The sequence below is a fragment of the Vibrio sp. 10N.286.48.C11 genome (assembly GCF_041469805.1).
Taxonomy (GTDB): domain Bacteria; phylum Pseudomonadota; class Gammaproteobacteria; order Enterobacterales; family Vibrionaceae; genus Vibrio; species Vibrio crassostreae_C.
Genome location: NZ_JBFRLK010000049.1, coordinates 103,841 through 122,542, shown reverse-complemented (window position 1 = coordinate 122,542; position 18,702 = coordinate 103,841). Strand labels below are relative to the sequence as shown.

At 44.1% G+C, this 18,702-nt stretch carries 18 protein-coding genes; 9 read left to right on the top strand and 9 right to left on the bottom strand.

The window, feature by feature from the left end; genetic code table 11:
- Positions 1-8: 8 nt before the first annotated feature.
- The 3 genes from sdhA to sdhC are packed head-to-tail and all read right to left on the bottom strand — an operon-like array spanning position 9 to position 2,509.
- The gene (sdhA, locus tag AB4209_RS14365) at positions 9-1,775 is read right to left on the bottom strand and encodes a succinate dehydrogenase flavoprotein subunit (RefSeq protein WP_017061947.1); all 1,767 of its coding nucleotides are present in this window, start codon (positions 1,773-1,775) and stop codon (positions 9-11) included.
- Positions 1,776-2,123, bottom strand: coding sequence for a succinate dehydrogenase, hydrophobic membrane anchor protein (gene sdhD / locus AB4209_RS14360; protein ID WP_010436768.1), 348 nt, complete (start codon positions 2,121-2,123; stop codon positions 1,776-1,778).
- On the bottom strand, positions 2,117-2,509 hold the full coding sequence (sdhC, locus tag AB4209_RS14355) for a succinate dehydrogenase cytochrome b556 subunit (RefSeq protein WP_017061948.1): 393 nt from the start codon (positions 2,507-2,509) through the stop codon (positions 2,117-2,119). Before sdhC ends, sdhD begins: the two co-directional genes overlap by 7 nt.
- 417 nt (positions 2,510-2,926) lie before the next feature.
- Here sdhC and AB4209_RS14350 point away from each other — a divergent pair, with 417 nt between their 5' ends.
- On the top strand, positions 2,927-4,216 hold the full coding sequence (locus AB4209_RS14350) for a citrate synthase (RefSeq protein ID WP_017061949.1): 1,290 nt from the start codon (positions 2,927-2,929) through the stop codon (positions 4,214-4,216).
- 248 nt (positions 4,217-4,464) lie between these two features.
- Here AB4209_RS14350 and AB4209_RS14345 read toward each other — a convergent pair whose 3' ends face one another.
- Positions 4,465-5,223 (bottom strand): Nif3-like dinuclear metal center hexameric protein, encoded by a 759-nt coding sequence (locus AB4209_RS14345; protein ID WP_372056271.1) that lies wholly within the window; start codon positions 5,221-5,223, stop codon positions 4,465-4,467.
- A 90-nt stretch (positions 5,224-5,313) separates the two neighbouring features.
- Between AB4209_RS14345 and AB4209_RS14340 the strand changes: the two genes are divergently transcribed.
- Entirely contained in the window at positions 5,314-6,072 is a 759-nt protein-coding gene (locus AB4209_RS14340) for a DUF1853 family protein (RefSeq protein WP_372056269.1), read from the top strand.
- A gap of 122 nt (positions 6,073-6,194) precedes the next feature.
- On the opposite strand, the gene pgm is transcribed toward AB4209_RS14340, so the two are convergent.
- Together pgm and seqA are read right to left on the bottom strand one after the other, a co-directional pair.
- Positions 6,195-7,841: a phosphoglucomutase (alpha-D-glucose-1,6-bisphosphate-dependent) gene (pgm, locus tag AB4209_RS14335; RefSeq protein ID WP_372056267.1), complete on the bottom strand. Its 1,647-nt coding sequence runs from the start codon at positions 7,839-7,841 to the stop codon at positions 6,195-6,197.
- Between the two features lie 92 nt (positions 7,842-7,933).
- On the bottom strand, positions 7,934-8,473 hold the full coding sequence (gene seqA, locus AB4209_RS14330; RefSeq protein WP_017061953.1) for a replication initiation negative regulator SeqA: 540 nt from the start codon (positions 8,471-8,473) through the stop codon (positions 7,934-7,936).
- Between the two features lie 93 nt (positions 8,474-8,566).
- On the opposite strand from seqA, the gene AB4209_RS14325 reads away from it, so the two are divergent.
- The 3 genes from AB4209_RS14325 to fldA all read left to right on the top strand — a co-directional run bounded on the left by AB4209_RS14325 (position 8,567) and on the right by fldA (position 10,247).
- Positions 8,567-9,328 carry an alpha/beta fold hydrolase gene (locus AB4209_RS14325; RefSeq protein WP_017061954.1) on the top strand — a complete coding sequence of 254 codons (762 nt, stop codon included), beginning with the start codon at positions 8,567-8,569 and terminating at the stop codon, positions 9,326-9,328.
- A 108-nt stretch (positions 9,329-9,436) separates the two neighbouring features.
- The gene (locus tag AB4209_RS14320) at positions 9,437-9,655 is read left to right on the top strand and encodes a DUF2788 domain-containing protein (protein ID WP_004737900.1); all 219 of its coding nucleotides are present in this window, start codon (positions 9,437-9,439) and stop codon (positions 9,653-9,655) included.
- Between the two features lie 58 nt (positions 9,656-9,713).
- Positions 9,714-10,247 carry a flavodoxin FldA gene (gene fldA, locus AB4209_RS14315; RefSeq protein ID WP_010436745.1) on the top strand — a complete coding sequence of 178 codons (534 nt, stop codon included), beginning with the start codon at positions 9,714-9,716 and terminating at the stop codon, positions 10,245-10,247.
- A gap of 96 nt (positions 10,248-10,343) precedes the next feature.
- On the opposite strand, the gene AB4209_RS14310 is transcribed toward fldA, so the two are convergent.
- Positions 10,344-10,850, bottom strand: coding sequence for a DUF4442 domain-containing protein (locus tag AB4209_RS14310; RefSeq protein WP_017061955.1), 507 nt, complete (start codon positions 10,848-10,850; stop codon positions 10,344-10,346).
- 207 nt (positions 10,851-11,057) lie between these two features.
- Between AB4209_RS14310 and fcrX the strand changes: the two genes are divergently transcribed.
- Complete coding sequence (gene fcrX / locus AB4209_RS14305) at positions 11,058-11,504, top strand: ferric iron uptake transcriptional regulator FcrX (protein WP_017061956.1); 447 nt, start codon at positions 11,058-11,060, stop codon at positions 11,502-11,504.
- Positions 11,505-11,561: 57 nt separating this feature from the next.
- The gene (locus tag AB4209_RS14300) at positions 11,562-12,179 is read left to right on the top strand and encodes a prepilin-type N-terminal cleavage/methylation domain-containing protein (protein ID WP_032547229.1); all 618 of its coding nucleotides are present in this window, start codon (positions 11,562-11,564) and stop codon (positions 12,177-12,179) included.
- Between the two features lie 132 nt (positions 12,180-12,311).
- Here the strand turns inward: AB4209_RS14300 and glnS are convergent, their stop codons facing one another.
- A complete protein-coding gene (gene glnS, locus AB4209_RS14295) occupies positions 12,312-13,979 on the bottom strand; it encodes a glutamine--tRNA ligase (RefSeq protein WP_017063407.1) in 1,668 nt (555 codons plus the stop codon).
- Between the two features lie 299 nt (positions 13,980-14,278).
- Positions 14,279-15,829: an N-acetylglucosamine-specific PTS transporter subunit IIBC gene (gene nagE / locus AB4209_RS14290; protein ID WP_032545860.1), complete on the bottom strand. Its 1,551-nt coding sequence runs from the start codon at positions 15,827-15,829 to the stop codon at positions 14,279-14,281.
- Positions 15,830-16,304: 475 nt separating this feature from the next.
- On the opposite strand from nagE, the gene nagA reads away from it, so the two are divergent.
- Together nagA and AB4209_RS14280 are read left to right on the top strand one after the other, a co-directional pair.
- On the top strand, positions 16,305-17,441 hold the full coding sequence (gene nagA / locus AB4209_RS14285) for an N-acetylglucosamine-6-phosphate deacetylase (protein WP_017062193.1): 1,137 nt from the start codon (positions 16,305-16,307) through the stop codon (positions 17,439-17,441).
- Positions 17,442-17,443: 2 nt separating this feature from the next.
- Positions 17,444-18,658, top strand: coding sequence for an ROK family protein (locus AB4209_RS14280; RefSeq protein ID WP_372056265.1), 1,215 nt, complete (start codon positions 17,444-17,446; stop codon positions 18,656-18,658).
- The last annotated feature ends 44 nt before the right edge of the window (positions 18,659-18,702 follow it).

The following is an 18,702-nucleotide window of genomic DNA, read 5'->3' as shown; positions in this document are numbered from 1 at the left end:
ATATCTCCTTAGTACGTACGTGCTTTTGGTGGGAACGCTTCACGATGGATAGGTTCCATGTTTACACCACGCTTAGTCATGCTCTCTGACTCTGGGTTGTAAAGTGAGTGGCATAGCCATTGCTCATCATCACGGTCAGGGAAATCGAATCGAGCGTGTGCGCCACGGCTCTCTGTACGGAAATTTGCAGCAACAGCCGTTGCGAATGCCGTTTCCATCAAGTTTTCAAGCTCTAGACACTCGATACGTTGAGTGTTGAACTCTGTAGACTTATCAGATAGGTGTGCATTTTTCAGACGCTCGCGAATCGCTTTTAGCTCTTCTAGGCCTTCAGCCATTGCTTTGCCTTCACGGAATACTGAGAAGTTGTTCTGCATACATTGCTGAAGATCTTTACGGATTTGCGCTGGATCTTCGCCGTCTGTGCTGTTTTCCCAACGGTTGTAACGCTCTAGTGAACGCTCAATGTCAGCTTCAGTTGCAGGTTTCGCTTCGTCTTGCTTCTTCAGTGTCTCACCTAGGTGTAGACCTGTCGCACGACCAAATACCACTAAATCAAGCAGTGAGTTACCACCTAGACGGTTGGCACCATGTACTGATACTGATGCGATTTCACCACAAGCAAAGAGACCTTGGATTTCAACATCGTTGCCGTCTTCGGTTTGCTTAATAGCTTGACCAGAAACTTGTGTTGGAACACCACCCATCATGTAGTGACATGTAGGGATTACTGGGATTGGCTCTTTCACTGGATCAACGTGAGCAAAGGTACGAGAAAGTTCACATACACCAGGAAGACGAGATTCAAGTGTCTCTTTACCTAGATGATCAAGCTTAAGCTTGATGTGTGGACCCCAAGGGCCATCGCAACCGCGACCTTCACGAATTTCAACCATCATTGAACGAGCAACAACATCACGACCCGCTAAGTCTTTAGCGTTTGGTGCGTAACGTTCCATGAAGCGTTCGCCGTCTTTATTGAGAAGGTAACCACCTTCACCACGACAACCTTCCGTTACCAATACACCTGCACCAGCGATACCCGTCGGGTGGAACTGCCACATTTCGATGTCTTGCATAGGAACGCCAGCACGAATCGCCATACCAACACCGTCACCAGTGTTAATGTGTGCATTGGTTGTTGATGCGTAGATACGACCAGCACCACCAGTCGCAAGGATTGTTGCCTTCGCTTTGAAGTAGCAAACCTCGCCCGTTTCCATACAAAGCGCGGTAGTACCTAAAATTGCACCATCTTCGTTTTTAACAAGATCCAGTGCATACCACTCAGAGAAAACCGTCGTTTTGTGTTTAATGTTTTGTTGGTAAAGCGTATGAAGCAGTGCGTGACCAGTACGGTCGGCTGCAGCTGCGGTACGAGCCGCTTGCTCACCACCAAAGTTTTTAGATTGACCACCGAAAGGACGCTGGTAAATAGTACCGTTCTCAAAACGAGAGAAAGGCAGGCCCATTTTTTCGAGTTCGATTACCGACTCAGGACCGTTTTTACACATGTATTCGATAGCGTCTTGGTCACCGATGTAATCAGAACCTTTTACTGTGTCATACATATGTTGTTCCCAATGGTCTTCATGCGCGTTACCAAGAGCAACAGTGATGCCGCCTTGCGCTGAAACCGTATGAGAACGAGTAGGGAAAACTTTAGAAAGCAATGCACAAGAAAGGCCTTGCTCAGAAATTTGCAGTGCGGCACGCATACCTGCACCACCAGCGCCGATCACTACGGCATCAAACTCACGAACAGGAATAGTCACTTACGCACCCCACAAAATAAACAGACCAGAGAAGAAATATCCAAGAAGAACTGCAACAACACCGACTTGAAGACCAACACGCAGTTTTGCGCACTTGATGTAGTCAGTTAGTACTTGCCATAGGCCGATCCACGCGTGAACCAAAACAGAAGTAAGCGCTAACATGGTGAAGACTTTAGTGAAGGTTCCACCAAAGAATTGCGTCCAAGATGCGTAAGAGATATCACCAGAGAAAGCACAAAAGCTAACTAGGTAGATAGTGTAAAGCGTCATAATGATGGCAGTAGCACGAATCAATAGATAATCGTGGACACCATTACGACCAAAAGTAGAAACGTTGTTTACCATACTAAGATCCCCGCTAGTAGAGACAATACCGCTGTTGCTGCGAATGCAACCTTAGCGCTCTTCGCGCCAGATTCCAGCTCTTCAAAGTGACCAAGGTCCATAAGAAGGTGACGAATACCACCAGCAATGTGGTAAGCCAAAGCGGTTAAAATGCCCCACAGAATAAACTTCACGAAGAAACCATCGACAATGTCGCTAGCTTCGGCAAAGCCTACTGGGGATGAGAGGGAAATGGATAGTAACCAAAGCAAAATTCCAATCGCGACAAAAGTTATCACCCCAGACACACGGTGTAGGATGGAAGCTATTGCTGTGATTGGAAAGTGGATGGTCTGTAAATCTAAATTAACAGGTCTTGTCTTTCTTTCTTTCACGGGCTTGCTCACTCAGCTCCATTGAGCATTATGGTCATTAAATAACCTTATGATATTGTTATGGACAAAATTTGATTGTAAACCTTCAAAATTTAACATTAACTTAACAAATAACCGAAGTTGAGCCTTAGATAATTGTAAAATAATTGTTAACTGCTCGATTAAGAAAGACACCTCACATTTCTTCTTAGCCTTGCATTTATAAGGTTTTAACCAAACTTTTCAGCGTCACTATACGACTGGCAACATTCTAATACAATTGATGTAACAAATAATGCTACACAGACCAGATTTTTAACGAATTTAATGTAAAAAACACTAACAAGTGCACACAAAGCTTCAGAAAAATTGACTTTCCCACGTAAGACCAGTAAAAAAATGGCACATAAACATCCTGGACGGATTAAATAATAAACAAAGGAGATTGTTATGGCGGATAAGAAAGCTACCCTTCACATTGAAGGTCAAGCGCCAATCGAGCTGCCGATTACAGAAGGTGTACTTGGTACTCCAGTGATCGATGTTCGTACACTAGGTTCTAATGGTTTTTTCACTTTTGACCCTGGTTTTCTTGCCACTGCATCCTGTGAGTCTCAAATCACTTTTATTGACGGTGGAAAAGGCATTCTTTTACATCGTGGTTATCCAATCGACCAACTTGCCAATAACGCTGATTACTTAGAAGTATGTTACATACTTCTTTACGGTGAAGCCCCATCTAGAGCTGAGTACGAAAAGTTCAAGACTACCGTGACACGTCACACTATGGTGCACGAGCAAATCGCTAGTTTCTTCCACGGCTTCCGTCGTGACGCTCACCCTATGGCTGTAATGTGTGGTGTTGTAGGCGCTCTAGCGGCGTTCTACCACGACTCACTTGATGTCAACAACGATACACACCGTGAAATTGCGGCATACCGCCTGATTTCAAAAATGCCAACACTGGCTGCAATGTGTTACAAATATTCAATCGGTCAGCCGTTTATCTACCCACGTAACGACCTAGGCTACGCAGAAAACTTCTTACACATGATGTTTGCAAACCCATGTGAAGAGTATGAAGTGAACCCTATCGTTGCTCGTGCAATGGATAAGATTTTCACTCTACATGCTGACCACGAACAGAACGCTTCTACGTCTACAGTGCGTCTTGCTGGTTCATCTGGTGCTAACCCGTTTGCGTGTATCGCAGCAGGTATCGCATCACTTTGGGGCCCAGCTCACGGCGGTGCAAACGAAGCTTGTCTGCGCATGCTTGAAGAGATCGGTAGCGTAGATAACATTGAAGAATACGTTGCGAAAGCAAAAGACAAAGATGACCCATTCCGTTTGATGGGCTTCGGTCACCGTGTTTACAAGAACTACGACCCACGTGCAACAGTAATGCGCGAAGCGTGTCACGAAGTGCTTAAAGAGCTAAACATCCAAGATCCACTTCTAGACGTAGCGATGGAACTTGAGCGTATCGCTCTTTCTGATGAGTACTTTGTTTCTAAGAAGCTATACCCGAACGTAGATTTCTACTCAGGTATCATTCTGAAAGCAATCGGTATTCCAGTATCTATGTTTACAGTAATCTTCGCGATGTCTCGTACCATCGGTTGGATTGCTCACTGGAACGAAATGCACAGCGATCCGACGAACCGTATCGGTCGTCCTCGTCAGCTATATACTGGTGAAGAACAACGTGACTTTAAAGCACTTCACGAACGTGAATAGTTGCTATAAATCATAATGTTAAAAGGGGTTGATGTGAGAACATCAACCCCTTTTCTTTTGTAAGCTCTCAACCCCGTCATCCTCAAGAATGCGAAGTGAACGAATAAAATAATATCGTCATCCCCAAGAACGAGGGACGAATGAGTTGGGGATCTCCTTAAGCGAGCAGATAAACTATACAGGTTACCTGATCAATTCTAGAGAACGACGCATACACTCGACTCGTACCCCTTATCTCGCATCTGCTCTTAAACTGGGTTATCGATATCAATAAACTCAACATCCAAGCCATGTTCTTCCGCTAACCATTCACCTAACGCTTTTACACCGTATCGCTCAGTCGCGTGGTGGCCAGCAGCAAAATAATGAATGTCTTGCTCGCGTGCTGAGTAAGTAGTGCGCTCAGAAATTTCACCAGAAATAAAAGCATCAATGCCTTGAGAAGCCGCTAGCTCAATGTAGTCTTGACCACCACCAGTACACCAACCGACGGTCGTTATCATTTTGTCTTGGTTTTCTGGAGCGATATGCAGTGGTTTACGATTTAGAGCTTGATCGATTTTTGCTGCGAATTCAGTACCTGTCATTGGTGTTTTTAATTTACCAAACATAGCAACCGATTGTGGGTGCCCTTCCAAACCGCCTTCGACTTCTATCTCAAGTAACTCCGCCAGTTTCGCGTTATTACCAAGCTTAGGGTGGATATCAAGCGGCAAGTGATAACCTAAAAGATTGATGTCATTTTTAATCAAGGTACGAATGCGCTTGCCCTTCATGCCACGAATCGCTTCTGACTCGCCTTTCCAGAAAAAGCCGTGATGGACTAACAAAGCGTCTGCGTTCAGTTCTACCGCTTTATCAATCAAGGCTTGAGAAGCTGTTACACCAGTAACGATTCGCTTCACTTCTGTCGCGCCTTCAACTTGAAGACCATTAGGACAGTAATCTTTAATCTGCTGTGGCTGCAGTTTTTCGTTAAGTAGCTTTTCTAATTGTAAGTTAATCATTTTTCTTTCCAGCTTACCTTTATAATAACGTCGTTATATCAATTTACGGGTAGAATGTCGAAAGCCCCACGATGAGTTTATGAGGAAGAGATGACAGCACTGCAACGTTTTTACCAATGGGTCATCGACTCACCGCCATTACTAGAAATCAAGCCACCGGTTTCGGATCTCAGTGCATTCTCTAGCAACCATGCCATCGACTCATCACATACTTATGAGGGTAATCCTAGATTAGGTTTCCTCTACCAATATCTATGCGAGCAAGTGATCGCTGCCTCACCGAATTACTCGATAAAGCACGACGAGATTCAGATCAATGTGGAAGGCAGAACTCTCGGTGCAATCGACTTTATTCTTAAAGAAGAGAGCAGCCAAAAGCTGGAACATTGGGAAGTGGCGATTAAGTTTTATCTGCTCCACGAACAAACATGGTTTGGACCCAACTCTCACGACCAATTGGATAAGAAACTCGACAGGATGCTCAGCCACCAACTCGAAATGTCCTCTTCTGCCGCCTTTGTTGAGCAATATCCAGAAATCGATGTCGACTCAAAACACTTACTGATGCAAGGTCGTCTGTATACCAACCCTTTCTTAGAGCAAAACATACCGACAAAATGCTTGGGCTATGACATTAACCCAAGCCAAGTAAACGGCTTTTGGTGCTATCAAGATCAGGCTCATTTAATCAGTGAACCACTGTATCCACTCACCAAAGAGCAATGGGCAGCAGGGACGGATGATTTCAGCAGTCAGCCTATCACCGAGTTCGGTGATCGCTTCGTCCATGGGCAAACAAAGTCGGGGCAATTCTGGTTTGTGATACCACAAAGTTGGCCACACGGTTAGTCGTCTGAGCTAACTCAGTTACCTTTTCCCGCTTATACGTAACTAACACAAACAAAAAGGGCTGATGCTTTCACATCAACCCTTCTTCTATTTACGTAGCAACTCTAGTAATCGAGATTCGATTATAGGCCAGCCGCTGCAAATACTTGGTTCACAATCTCTTGAGCTTCTGCTTCGATTGCTTTCAGGTGCTCTTCACCCTTAAAGCTTTCACAGTAGATCTTGTAGATGTCTTCAGTGCCTGATGGACGAGCAGCAAACCAGCCGTTCTCAGTTGTCACTTTCAAGCCACCAATCGCAGCACCGTTACCTGGAGCGTGTGTTAAGCGTGCAGTAATTGCATCACCAGCCAACGTCTCAACAGAAACCATCTCTGGAGATAGTTTCTTCAGCACGTCTTTCTGTGCACCATTTGCTACCGCTTGAATACGGTTGTACTTAGATTCACCGTGTTTAGCGGCAAGTTCTTCGTAGTATTCTTGTGGGTTCTTACCTGTCACTGCTGTGATCTCAGCCGCAAGCAAGCAAAGAATCAGGCCGTCTTTATCTGTTGACCAAGGCGTACCGTCTTTACGTAGGAAAGAAGCACCTGCGCTCTCTTCGCCACCAAAACCAAACTGGCCGTTGTATAAGCCATCAACGAACCATTTGAAACCAACTGGCACTTCACAAAGTTCGCGACCTAAGTCAGAAACTACGCGATCGATTAATGCACTTGATACTAGTGTCTTACCAACAGCAACGTCTTTACCCCAACCTTCACGGTTACGGTATAGGTAATCAATACAAACCGCTAAGAAGTGGTTTGGATTCATCAAACCTTTAGGTGTCACGATACCGTGGCGATCGTAATCTGGGTCGTTACCAAATGCTAGAGCGTACTCGTCTTTAAGCGCCAGTAAGCCTGCCATTGCGTATGGAGAAGAACAGTCCATACGAACTACGCCATCTTTATCTAGAGACATGAATTGGAATGAAGGGTCAACCGCTTCACTTACCAGAGTAAGATCTAGATTGTACGCTTTACCAATTTGACGCCAGTAATCAATACCGCTGCCACCCAGTGGATCAACACCAATCTTGATGTTTGCTTTCTGGATCGCTTCCATATCCACGACGTTAACCAAATCAGCGACGTATGGCGCGACTAGGTCAACTTCTTTTACTAGCTCAGACTGTTTAGCCTGTGCGATAGGCGTACGCTTAACACCTTGCATTTGCTCAGCAATGATCACGTTCGCACGGTCTTCAATCGCTTGAGTCAGTTCAGCTTCAGCTGGGCCACCGTGTGTCGGGTTGTATTTAATACCGCCGTCTTGAGGTGGGTTATGTGAAGGCGTGATAACAATGCCGTCGGCTTTTTTGTCATTCACTAGGTTGTGCGTAAGAATCGCGTGCGAGATACCAGGTGTTGGAGTAAAGCCGTTGTTTTCTTGAATAATAACTTCAACACCGTTCGCTACAAGCACTTCGATAACCGTAGAGAACGCAGGCTCAGATAGAGCGTGAGTATCTTTACCTAAGAAAAGAGGGCCAGTTGTACCTTGCTCGGCACGAACTTCAGCAACCGCTTGTGTAATTGCTAGAATGTGGTTTTCGTTAAATGTTGATCTGTCTGCTGTACCGCGGTGACCTGAAGTACCGAAAAGTACTTTATGATCTGGGTTCGTAGCATCCGGTTGCTGTAAGAAATAGTTAGCAACTAAAGCCGGGATATTATGAAGATCTTCCTGCTGAGCTTTCTGCCCAGCACGAGGGTGCATAGCCATTTTTCGACATCCTTATATATAAAATTTTAAAACAAAAAAACCTCATAATATCTTCTTATCCATGGATATTATGAGGTTTAAATCAGATTTCGTTAAATTGAACCTGTTACTTTTTCTATCAATTCTGCTTGGAAATTCATGCGGCTCATAAGCTGCTCAACCATCTGTCTTTTTCGGCTTGTATTGTTATTAGTAATAACCCAAAAAGGACTTTGTGGAATAGCTTTAGGCTTAGTCGTGTTGCCGTTTGCTAGCAACGTCGCTTCGTTATCTGCAAAGTAAACGCGCTTACGGCCTTTTACTTGAGTTGCTTCTGAAAAGCTTAAAGGGTCGATTTTATGCAGTGTTGATAACACAAGCATGAAACGATCAATGGCTTTCTTTAGTGATGCAAACTCATCTGATATTAGTAGTGAGCGCATTTCTTTAACGCCATCGAACTTCTCTGGAGTAAAGCCTACCTCTTTGCTAACAACGATACCTTTTGGCTCAACGATCTCTTCGATCGGAGCCATGCCTTGGCTATCAACCTGTAACAAGCGGCGCAGAATATCTGAAGCGCTTTCGCCAATACGTTCTGTCTGACCCGCAATAAAACGGTATAGGTCCTCATCAACCTCAATTGTTTTCATTCGCTTTTCACAATCTCAATGTTTAAACTCTGGGGGATTATAGCGAGATCCGCGCGGATACTCTACGTCAAACCCACCATGAATAAGATAAAAATGTCAGTACAGCTCAACTATAAAATTGAAGGTGAGGGTCACACCATTGTTTTGATCCATGGATTATTCGGTAATCTGGACAACCTTGGCTTGCTCGCTAGGGATCTAAAAGCCGATCATCAGGTACTTAGTATCGATCTCCGCAACCACGGTCAATCCTTCCATAGTGACACTCATAACTATCAAGCGATGGCACAAGACGTGGCTCAACTGCTGCATGATCTTAAGTCAGAAGACGTCACTGTGATTGGTCACTCGATGGGTGGCAAAGTAGCGATGGCACTGACACAACATCTTGCGCTGCATAAATTGATTGTCTTGGATATGGCTCCGGTCGCGTACACTCAGAGTCGCCACGACAACGTATTCGCAGGCCTGCAAGCCGTGATAGAAGAAGAGCCGACTTCACGCTCAGATGCACTCAAGGTTCTCGCAAAACATATCGAGATCGATGGCGTTCGCCAGTTTTTAACCAAATCTTTGTTCAAAACAGAGCAAGGCATCATGGAATGGCGCTTCAATGTTGCTTCGTTATTGAGCAACTACCCACATATTATTGGTTGGGAACCGATCGAGAAAACCTCGGTCAAAACCTTGCTCATTAAAGGTGGGGATTCAGATTACCTCACCGCAGAACATCAAGCAGCCGTTCAGCAGCAATTTTCTAACGCAAAAGCGCATGTCATTGCCAACACAGGTCACTGGCTGCATGCTGAAAAACCAGCAGAAGTACTTAGAGCAATTAGAAAATTCATCGCTTAACTGCGCTTTTTCGTGCAGATAAATGAGAGCTGTGTAATTACTGCAGATTAACTTTATCTCACAACAGTGATATAGTGCGCCCAAGCAAAATTGGTATATAAGGTTCCCATGCTTTACGACTACATGAACATCATCGAATCTGTTGGTTTAGATCTCCTGTTTGCCGCGATTTTCTTTTTAATCGGTATGGCAATTAAGGACGTTCTCAAGCAGGGAAATGTTCCTCCATTTGGTCGTCGCATCGTATGGTTAGTACTTTTCCTTGGCTGTGCGGGTTTTATCGCCAAAGGGATAATCCAACTAAGCTGGGAAGGAACTGGGATCTAACGATTCTCTTCCGAACTTTATTACACCGACAACAGACAAAATGAAAGGTAATGATTCTATGGCAAGTGTAGGTCTCTTCTTTGGTAGCGATACAGGTAACACTGAAGCTGTTGCTAAGATGATTCAAAAGCAATTGAGCAAACAGCTCGTTCACGTTCAAGACATTGCAAAAAGCAGCAAAGAAGATATCGATAACTTCGATCTACTGCTGCTTGGTATCCCTACGTGGTACTACGGCGAAGCACAATGTGATTGGGATGACTTTTTCCCAGAGCTAGAAGCTATTGATTTCTCAACTAAGCTTGTTGCTATCTTTGGTTGTGGCGACCAAGAAGATTACGCAGAATACTTCTGTGATGCTATGGGTACTATCCGTGACATCGTTGAAGCGAAAGGCGGTACTATCCTAGGTCACACATCAACTGAAGGCTACGAATTCGAAGCATCGAAAGGTTTAGTTGAAGGCGATGACAGCCAATTCGTTGGTCTATGTATCGATGAAGACCGTCAACCTGAGCTAACTGATGAGCGCGTATCTAACTGGGTTAAACAAATCCACGAAGAGATGTGCCTAGCAGAGCTAGAAGACTAATTCTCTAGTGGTTGTTAATTGTTACAGTTAATAACCATTATGTAGATATGAAAAAACCTCCTTATTGGAGGTTTTTTGCTATTTAAAATCTATTAATTAGCACTCAGCCTCTAATGCTTCATCATCATCTCTAAATTGCGGCTTCTTTCTTACATAGAGGGTGCGTTGAATTTCTGAAACCACATTACCCTGCTTATCTTTCACGTGAATAATAAATTCGGGGAAGCACTTTTCACCGAGTTGCGTCTGACGATAGATATCGTCAAGCTGCCCTTGCCTTATCTCAAAATCTGCATACAAGTCCGATTGCCCCGGCTTGATGAAGTTAATGCTCGCTTCTTTATCCCAAACATAATATCGTTCACCTAAAATTCCCATTAACATCAATGAGTAAACGGGATCGGTAAGAGAAAAGATACTGCCGCCATATTGAGTACGATTGGCGTTCTTATTCCACCAGCGTAGCTTAAGTACTGTCTTAACAACCCTAAAGTCAGTGCTAATGTGGGCTATTCGAATACCCGCTCCCCAAAAGGGAGGCCAAATATTAAGAGCAAATTTTACAATGTTGGGTTTATATATTTTTGCGAGTTGCTTATTCATAACAACATTCCATGTTCATATCAGAAACACCGTCACCTTGACTGGTCGTACCTCCACTATAAGTGAGATACTTCCAATTTACAAAACAGATTGTGATGTCAGTAAGTAACCCTTTGAAGTTCGTGGTTTATTGTTATGCCTGACTAAACTATAATGGTATTAATATTGAATTCTGTTAATTGCTGCAGATCATCAACAGGAAAGTATATGTCAGACAATAATCAAGCGCTAAAAGATGCAGGTCTTAAAGTGACCCTTCCACGGCTCAAAATTTTAGAAGTATTACAACAGCCAGACTGCCAACATATTAGTGCTGAAGATTTATATAAGAAGCTGATCGACCTAGGTGAAGAAATCGGTCTTGCAACCGTTTATCGAGTACTTAACCAATTCGATGACGCTGGCATTGTAACTCGTCACCACTTCGAAGGCGGCAAGTCTGTATTTGAACTTTCTACACAGCACCACCACGACCACCTTGTATGTTTAGATTGTGGCGAAGTGATCGAATTCTCTGATGACATCATCGAAGAAAGACAGAAAGAGATTGCTCAGCGTTACAACGTGCAACTAACAAACCACAGTTTGTACTTGTACGGCAAAAGCATTAACGGAGATTGCAAAGGCAATCCAGACGCGCATAAAGCGAAGTAGTAATACAGAACGCTGGCTTAGGCCGGCGTTTTTTATATAGGGCATCATAAAGTATCCATGAAAAGAATCCCGCTAGTTAAGGCTTTTACTTTAATTGAGATGTTGGTTGTTGTAGTGATTATTGCAGTGCTTGCTATTGTTGCCCTTCCCCGTTTTCTTAACATTCAAACCGATGGCCGTATCGCTCTGTTTGACGCTGCTCAATCTCAATTTCAAACTGCGATCACGTTTGCTCACAGTAAATGGCTGGTCAGCGGCGGCGGCAACGCTGAAATGAATGACATGCCAGGTTTTGGGGAAGACGGAGACGGCAATGCTCAATTGGACATAAATGACGTCGGCTATCCACTCGGCGTCGATAAAGGCAACCCTATGGGGCAGCCTTACAACATAGGTCAAGGTGACCAAGGGTGTGTGTCAATATGGAATGCCATTATGACAACCGACCTGACCGCTACTACAGACCCGAACCAGTCCAACAATTTTGATTTTATTACCCGCCGTCAAAACCATAGTTTTGTTGCCAAAGACGGTACTCCTCAAAACAAACTCGCGCTTTGCTACTTCATCTACACTGGAGTCGATTTCGACAGCGATCCTGGTAATGCAGGTTATGTTTTCTGGTACAACTCACGCACGGGTGAAGTAACCCAACAAGACCCTAATAATCCCTAAAACTCTGGCTCTAGTGCTTAAAACGCTAGTTGGTCACTAGAAACACCTTGGTAATCAAATTTAAGACACAAAAAAACCGGCTCTAAGCCGGTTTTTTATTGGGTCGTTTTTAACAAACTAAATACTCAAGCATTAAGCTTCAGTTTTACCCCATGTGTCACGTAGACCAACCGTGCGGTTGAAGACTAGTGCATCTGCTTTAGAGTCTTTCGAATCCACACAGAAGTAACCTGTACGTTCAAACTGGTACGCTTGCTCTGCCACACCTTCTGCTAAGCTAGGTTCAACAAAACCATTTAGCGTAACAAGAGATTCAGGGTTTAGCGTTGCAGCGAAGTCATCAGCAGCGGCTGGGTTTGGCACTGTGAATAGACGATCGTACAAACGAATCTCAGCAGGCAGTGCTTTATCAGCAGATACCCAGTGGATAACGCCTTTCACTTTGCGGCCATCTGCAGGGTTCTTACCCAATGTTTCATTGTCGTAAGAACAGAAGATAGTCGTAATGTTGCCTTCTGCATCTTTTTCGATACGTTCAGCTTTGATCACGTAAGCACCACGCAGGCGAACTTCTTTACCTAGAACCAAACGCTTGTACTTTTTGTTTGCTTCTTCACGGAAGTCGTCACGTTCGATCCAAACTTCGCGTGTAAATGGTACTTCACGAGTGCCCATTTCTGGCTTGTTTGGGTGATTTGCAACCGTTAACGTTTCTACTGTATCTGCTTCGTAGTTTTCGATAACGATCTTAACTGGATCCAGAACAGCCATTGCACGAGGTGCATTTTCGTTCAGATCATCACGGATGCAAGATTCAAGTGAACCGAACTCAATCATGTTCTCTTGCTTAGTTACACCAATACGCTTACAGAATTCACGAATCGAGCTTGAAGTAAAACCACGACGACGTAGGCCAGAAATAGTAGGCATGCGTGGGTCATCCCAACCTTGAACTAGGTTTTCAACCACAAGTTGGTTCAGCTTACGCTTAGACATCACTGTATATTCAAGATTCAGGCGGCTAAACTCGTACTGACGAGGTTGGCAGTCAATCGTGATGTTATCTAGAACCCAATCGTACAAACGACGGTTATCTTGGAATTCAAGCGTACAGATAGAGTGCGTAATACCTTCCAACGCATCAGAGATACAGTGAGTAAAGTCGTACATTGGGTAAATGCACCACTTGTCAGCCGTTTGATGGTGGTGAGCAAAACGAACACGGTAGATAACAGGATCGCGCATAACCATGAACGAAGAGCTCATGTCGATCTTAGCACGTAGACACGCTTTACCTTCTTCGAAGCCACCGTCACGCATTTTTTCAAACAACGCTAGGTTCTCTTCTGGGCTGCGGTCACGGTATGGGCTCGCTTTACCTGGCTCTTTTAGCGTGCCACGGTACTCACGGATTTGATCAGGACTTAGCTCGTCAACATACGCTAAGCCTTTATTAATTAATTCCACAGCATAAGCGTAAAGCGTATCGAAGTAGTTTGATGAGTAGCAAATATCACCAGACCATTCGAAGCCTAACCAGCTTACATCATTCTTAATTGACTCAACGTATTCAACGTCTTCTTTTTCAGGGTTTGTATCATCGAAACGAAGATTACATTGTCCCTGGTAGTCCTGAGCAATACCAAAGTTCAAGCAAATAGATTTAGCGTGACCAATGTGCAGGTAGCCATTTGGCTCCGGCGGGAAACGAGTATGCACGCTACTGTGTGTACCATCCGCTAAATCTTTATCAATAATTTGGCGAATGAAATTCGATGGACGAGCCTCAGCTTCACTCATCTATAGCACCTCTATGTATTTAGTATTGTCAGAGAAAGTTATCTTTCGTCCCCAAGAAAACGGTCGCTTATAGCGCCAGTCAAAGATAGAAAGATCATTGTTGCTAATCATCCACAATTCTTAGCCTTTGCACAATAAGAACCGTCCGTTAATTGCGATTATTTCTGCTATTCGATGAAGAATAGAACGAACCGTGTTCGCTGGTCTTAAACTGCAGGCACAAAAAAGCCTCCCGTGTGGGAGGCTTTCAATTTGACACTTACTTAAGAGTAACTTTACGTCTTAATTAAGTACTTCCCTTACTGTGGAAGTTTTACATCAGATAGGTCTTCGCCTGCACCAATAGCTTTCATTTCGCCAGCTACGATTTCAGCTAGTGGGCCTAGGATAACCTGTAGGTTGTTTTCACCTAGTTTAACCACACCTTTAGCACCAAGTTTCTTAAGAACAACTTCATCTGCAACAGAGCGGTCTTTAAGAGTTAGACGTAGACGAGTGATACAAGCGTCGATTGAAGTTAGGTTGTCGTGACCACCTAGAGCTTTCAGGTATTGACGTGCAAGGTCGCCCTTTGGTGCTTCGCCAGCAGGAGCTGCAACAGCTTCGTCATCATCTTCACGACCTGGCGATTTCAAGTTGAAAGCGCGGATTGCGAAAGAGAAAGTGAAGAAGTATAGAGCACCGAAGCCAAGACCGATTAGTAGTAGTACGAATGGTTTAGTTGCTAGACCCCAGTTCAATACGAAGTCGATAAGACCAGCAGAGAAACCGAAACCGTGCAGAGTACCAAACATGTTAGCAACTACTAGAGACAAACCTGTAAATACAGCGTGCATTGCGTATAGAGCAGGAGCTAGGAATACGAACATGAATTCTAGCGGCTCTGTGATACCTGTTAGGAATGAACAGAATGCAACTGAGAATAGTGCGCCACCAACTTGGCTACGTTTTTCAGCAGGAGCAGCTAGGTACATTGCAAGTGCAGCACCTGGTAGACCGAACATCATTACTGGGAAGAAACCGTTCATGAATACGCCAGCGCCTTTATCACCGCCGAAGAAACGGTGTAGGTCGCCAGATTTAACTGTTTCAGTTACTTCTTTAACAGTTGCAACAATTTCTGGGTTAACTGAGTTAGCAAATTCAAATGTGTACTCTTGACCAACAACTAAAGTTTTAGCTAGTGCAGGGTCAACACAAAGTTGAGAGAAGCCTTCTGCAGCAACTACGATCTCTTGACAAGAGCCCATACCGAACCAGAAGTACGAGTTCAGTACATGGTGTAGACCTACTGGGATAAGTGCACGGTTAAGAGTACCGTAAACAAATTGACCGATAGCGCCAGACGTTGAAACTGCGTGAGCAAGTGCATCTAGACCAGATTGAACAGCAGGCCATACAACACCAAAGATTGCGCCAGCAACTAGAGCAAATAGACCAGCCATAATAGGAACTAGACGTTTGCCAGAGAAGAATGCTAGCCACTCTGGAAGACGAGTCGCGTGGAATGCATTGTAAGAGTGACCTGCGATGATACCTGCAAAGATACCGCCGAAGAATGACATATTTACACTAGCATCGATGTTTGTTGCGGTTGCTGTCAGAACAAAGTAAGCAACTGCACCAGCAAGACCTGCTGCGCCGTTACCGTCTTTAGAAAGACCAATAGCTATACCCAAACCAAACAATAATGGTAGTTGACTGAAGATTGCGTTACCAGCAGATGCCATGAATGCGATATCGAGTAAGTCTGGTTGACCCAGACGTAGCAGCAATGCCGCAATCGGAAGCGTTGCGATTGGTAGCATTAACGCCTTACCAAGCTTCTGCGCATATCCTAGAATATTCACCAGTTGTTTCCCCCTATAGGATTTTTTAGAATTCGTTTGAGAAACTTATTTTAGTCGCTCAATTTAGTCCTATTCAGTGTATTCAATTAATTTTGCTCCGCAAATTAAAACCTTACCATTTGTGATCCTAATCACCAGTTTTTACCAAATCCAGAGGTTTTTGCTAGCGAGATCATAAAACTTATTTTATCATTAAAAAAAACGAACATTTATGGATAAAATCCAAATCTAATCATTAGGCAAAAAGATGGTAACTCCGGGCTTATAGAGCACCGTGAATAATCATTATTGATGGACCTAAATGTATAATAAAAATCAATTGTTCATATGTTTTTCAACAACTTAAATCGCTTCTCATTTTGAAGCCGTTTGCCCATAAAAGATAAATCGTTACGTAAATGATGCTCGCAAACTAAGTCCGCATTTAGGTAACGAACGAATTTAAAAGATCTCACGAAATAAGGATTAGCTGACTATGTACGCGCTAAGTAACTGTAAAATTTACACTGGTAGTGATGTTCTAACCGATCATGCTGTTGTAATCGAAAACGAACTGATCAAAAAAGTCTGTCCTATCTCTGAATTGCCAGAAGGAATCGAGCTTCGCGACCTAGACGGAGCAAACCTAAGCCCAGGTTTCATTGACCTACAACTGAATGGTTGTGGCGGTGTAATGCTTAACGATGAGATCACTGCAGAAACCATGCAGATCATGCACAAAGCGAACCTGAAATCTGGCTGTACTAGCTTCCTACCAACGCTTATCACCTCTTCAGACGAAGATATGCGTGCGGTTATTACGGCAGCTCGTGAATACCATAACCAGTACCAAAACCAATCTTTAGGTCTGCACCTTGAAGGCCCTTACCTAAACGTTGCGAAAAAAGGCATCCATAGCGTCGATCACATTCGTAAATCTGACAACGAAATGATTGAGCTTATCTGTGAGAACCGTGACCTTGTTGCAAAAGTAACATTGGCTCCAGAGCTTAACGACCCTGAACACATCGAACGCCTGCACAAAGCTGGCGTTGTCGTTTCTATCGGCCACACCAACGCAACTTACGCAGAAGCGCGTCAAGGTTTCGAATCTGGTATCACGTTCGCCACTCACCTGTTCAATGCAATGACGCCGATGGTTGGTCGTGAGCCTGGCGTTGTTGGCGCGATTTACGATACTCCTGAGGTTTACGCTGGCATTATTGCCGACGGCTTCCACGTTGATTACGCAAACATCAGAATTGCGCATAAAATCAAGGGAGAAAAGTTGGTATTAGTGACGGATGCCACAGCTCCTGCAGGTGCTGACATGGAATACTTTATTTTTGTCGGTAAGAAAGTATATTACCGTGATGGTAAGTGTGTTGATGAAAACGGCACACTGGGCGGCTCAGCTCTGACTATGATTGAAGCAGTTCAGAATACAGTTGAGCACGCTGGTATCGCTTTAGACGAAGCTCTTCGCATGGCTACGCTATACCCAGCTACGGCTATCGGTGTAGAAAGCAAGCTAGGTCGAATCAAAAAAGGCATGGTTGCAAACCTAGCTGTATTTGACCGAGACTTTAACGTTAAAGCGACTGTTGTTAACGGACAATACGAGCACAATTAAGTATGAATGGCGGACAAATAGGTAACGTAGACTTAGTTAAACAACTAAACAGTGCGGCGGTATACCGACTTATAGACCAACAGGGGCCTATCAGTCGTATACAAGTGGCTGATGTAAGCCAACTCGCACCGGCAAGTGTTACAAAAATTACCCGCCAACTTTTAGAGCGCGGCCTAATTAAAGAGGTTGCGCAGCAAGCGTCTACTGGCGGTAGACGCGCTATCTCCCTAACCACAGAAGTAGAGCCTTTTCATTCTGTTGCTGTGCGTTTGGGTCGAGACTACATTCAAATAAGCCTGCATGACCTTGGTGGTCGTGAATTGGCTTTCCAACAGCAAGACCTGAATTATTCAGACCAATCAGACCTTACCCAAGGCTTGGTCAATAACCTCAAAGCTTTCATTGCTGAGCATCAACCAAAGATCGAACAACTGATTGCTATTGGTGTCACGCTTCCAGGCTTGGTTAACCCAACGACCGGTGTTGTTGAGTACATGCCGAATACCGACATCGATAACCTCGCATTAAGCGACATTATTCGCGATACATTCCATGTTGCTTGTTTTGTTGGTAACGATGTTCGTGGAATGGCGCTTGCTGAGCACTACTTCGGTGCAAGTAAAGATAGCCAAGATTCTATTTTGGTCAGTGTTCACCGTGGTACAGGTGCAGGCATTATCGTTAATGGTCAGGTTTTCCTAGGTCATAACCGTAATGTGGGTGAAATTGGTCATATCCAAATTGATCCGCTAGGCGAGCAATGCCAATGTGGTAACTTCGGCTGTCTTGAAACAGTAGCGGCAAACCCAGCTATCGTTGAACGCGTGCAGAAGCTGATTAAACAAGGCTATGAGTCTTCTTTAACAGAGCTTGAGCATATTACGATTCAAGACGTTTGTGACCACGCGATTAATGGTGATGAGCTAGCCAAGCAAAGCTTAGTTCGAGTAGGAAACCAGTTAGGTAAGGCTATCGCGATGACGATTAACTTATTTAACCCTCAAAAAGTTATCATTGCTGGTGATATTACCAAGGCACAAGAGATTGTTTTTCCTGCAATTAAGCGCAATGTAGAGAATCAGTCGTTAACGACTTTCCATAGCGGCCTGCCTATTGTAGCATCACAGATCGATAAACATCCTACGATGGGAGCTTTTGCTATGATTAAGCGCGCCATGCTTAACGGCGTGTTACTGCAGAAGCTTCTCGAAGACTAGAGAAAACAATTCTGATTTTCCGCGGGCCGTGTTTGTATAAACAC

What these genes read in the sequence shown, in the direction of transcription:
- sdhD (WP_010436768.1), bottom strand. Translation starts at nt 2,123, where the DNA reads ATGGTAAACAACGTTTCTACTTTTGGTCGTAATGGTGTCCACGATTAT.
- nagA (WP_017062193.1), top strand. Translation starts at nt 16,305, where the DNA reads ATGTACGCGCTAAGTAACTGTAAAATTTACACTGGTAGTGATGTTCTA.
- fcrX (WP_017061956.1), top strand. Translation starts at nt 11,058, where the DNA reads ATGTCAGACAATAATCAAGCGCTAAAAGATGCAGGTCTTAAAGTGACC.
- pgm (WP_372056267.1), bottom strand. Translation starts at nt 7,841, where the DNA reads ATGGCTATGCACCCTCGTGCTGGGCAGAAAGCTCAGCAGGAAGATCTT.
- AB4209_RS14340 (WP_372056269.1), top strand. Translation starts at nt 5,314, where the DNA reads ATGACAGCACTGCAACGTTTTTACCAATGGGTCATCGACTCACCGCCA.
- AB4209_RS14345 (WP_372056271.1), bottom strand. Translation starts at nt 5,223, where the DNA reads ATGATTAACTTACAATTAGAAAAGCTACTTAACGAAAAACTGCAGCCA.
- fldA (WP_010436745.1), top strand. Translation starts at nt 9,714, where the DNA reads ATGGCAAGTGTAGGTCTCTTCTTTGGTAGCGATACAGGTAACACTGAA.
- AB4209_RS14300 (WP_032547229.1), top strand. Translation starts at nt 11,562, where the DNA reads ATGAAAAGAATCCCGCTAGTTAAGGCTTTTACTTTAATTGAGATGTTG.
- AB4209_RS14350 (WP_017061949.1), top strand. Translation starts at nt 2,927, where the DNA reads ATGGCGGATAAGAAAGCTACCCTTCACATTGAAGGTCAAGCGCCAATC.
- glnS (WP_017063407.1), bottom strand. Translation starts at nt 13,979, where the DNA reads ATGAGTGAAGCTGAGGCTCGTCCATCGAATTTCATTCGCCAAATTATT.
- AB4209_RS14310 (WP_017061955.1), bottom strand. Translation starts at nt 10,850, where the DNA reads ATGAATAAGCAACTCGCAAAAATATATAAACCCAACATTGTAAAATTT.
- AB4209_RS14320 (WP_004737900.1), top strand. Translation starts at nt 9,437, where the DNA reads ATGCTTTACGACTACATGAACATCATCGAATCTGTTGGTTTAGATCTC.
- seqA (WP_017061953.1), bottom strand. Translation starts at nt 8,473, where the DNA reads ATGAAAACAATTGAGGTTGATGAGGACCTATACCGTTTTATTGCGGGT.
- AB4209_RS14280 (WP_372056265.1), top strand. Translation starts at nt 17,444, where the DNA reads ATGAATGGCGGACAAATAGGTAACGTAGACTTAGTTAAACAACTAAAC.
- AB4209_RS14325 (WP_017061954.1), top strand. Translation starts at nt 8,567, where the DNA reads ATGTCAGTACAGCTCAACTATAAAATTGAAGGTGAGGGTCACACCATT.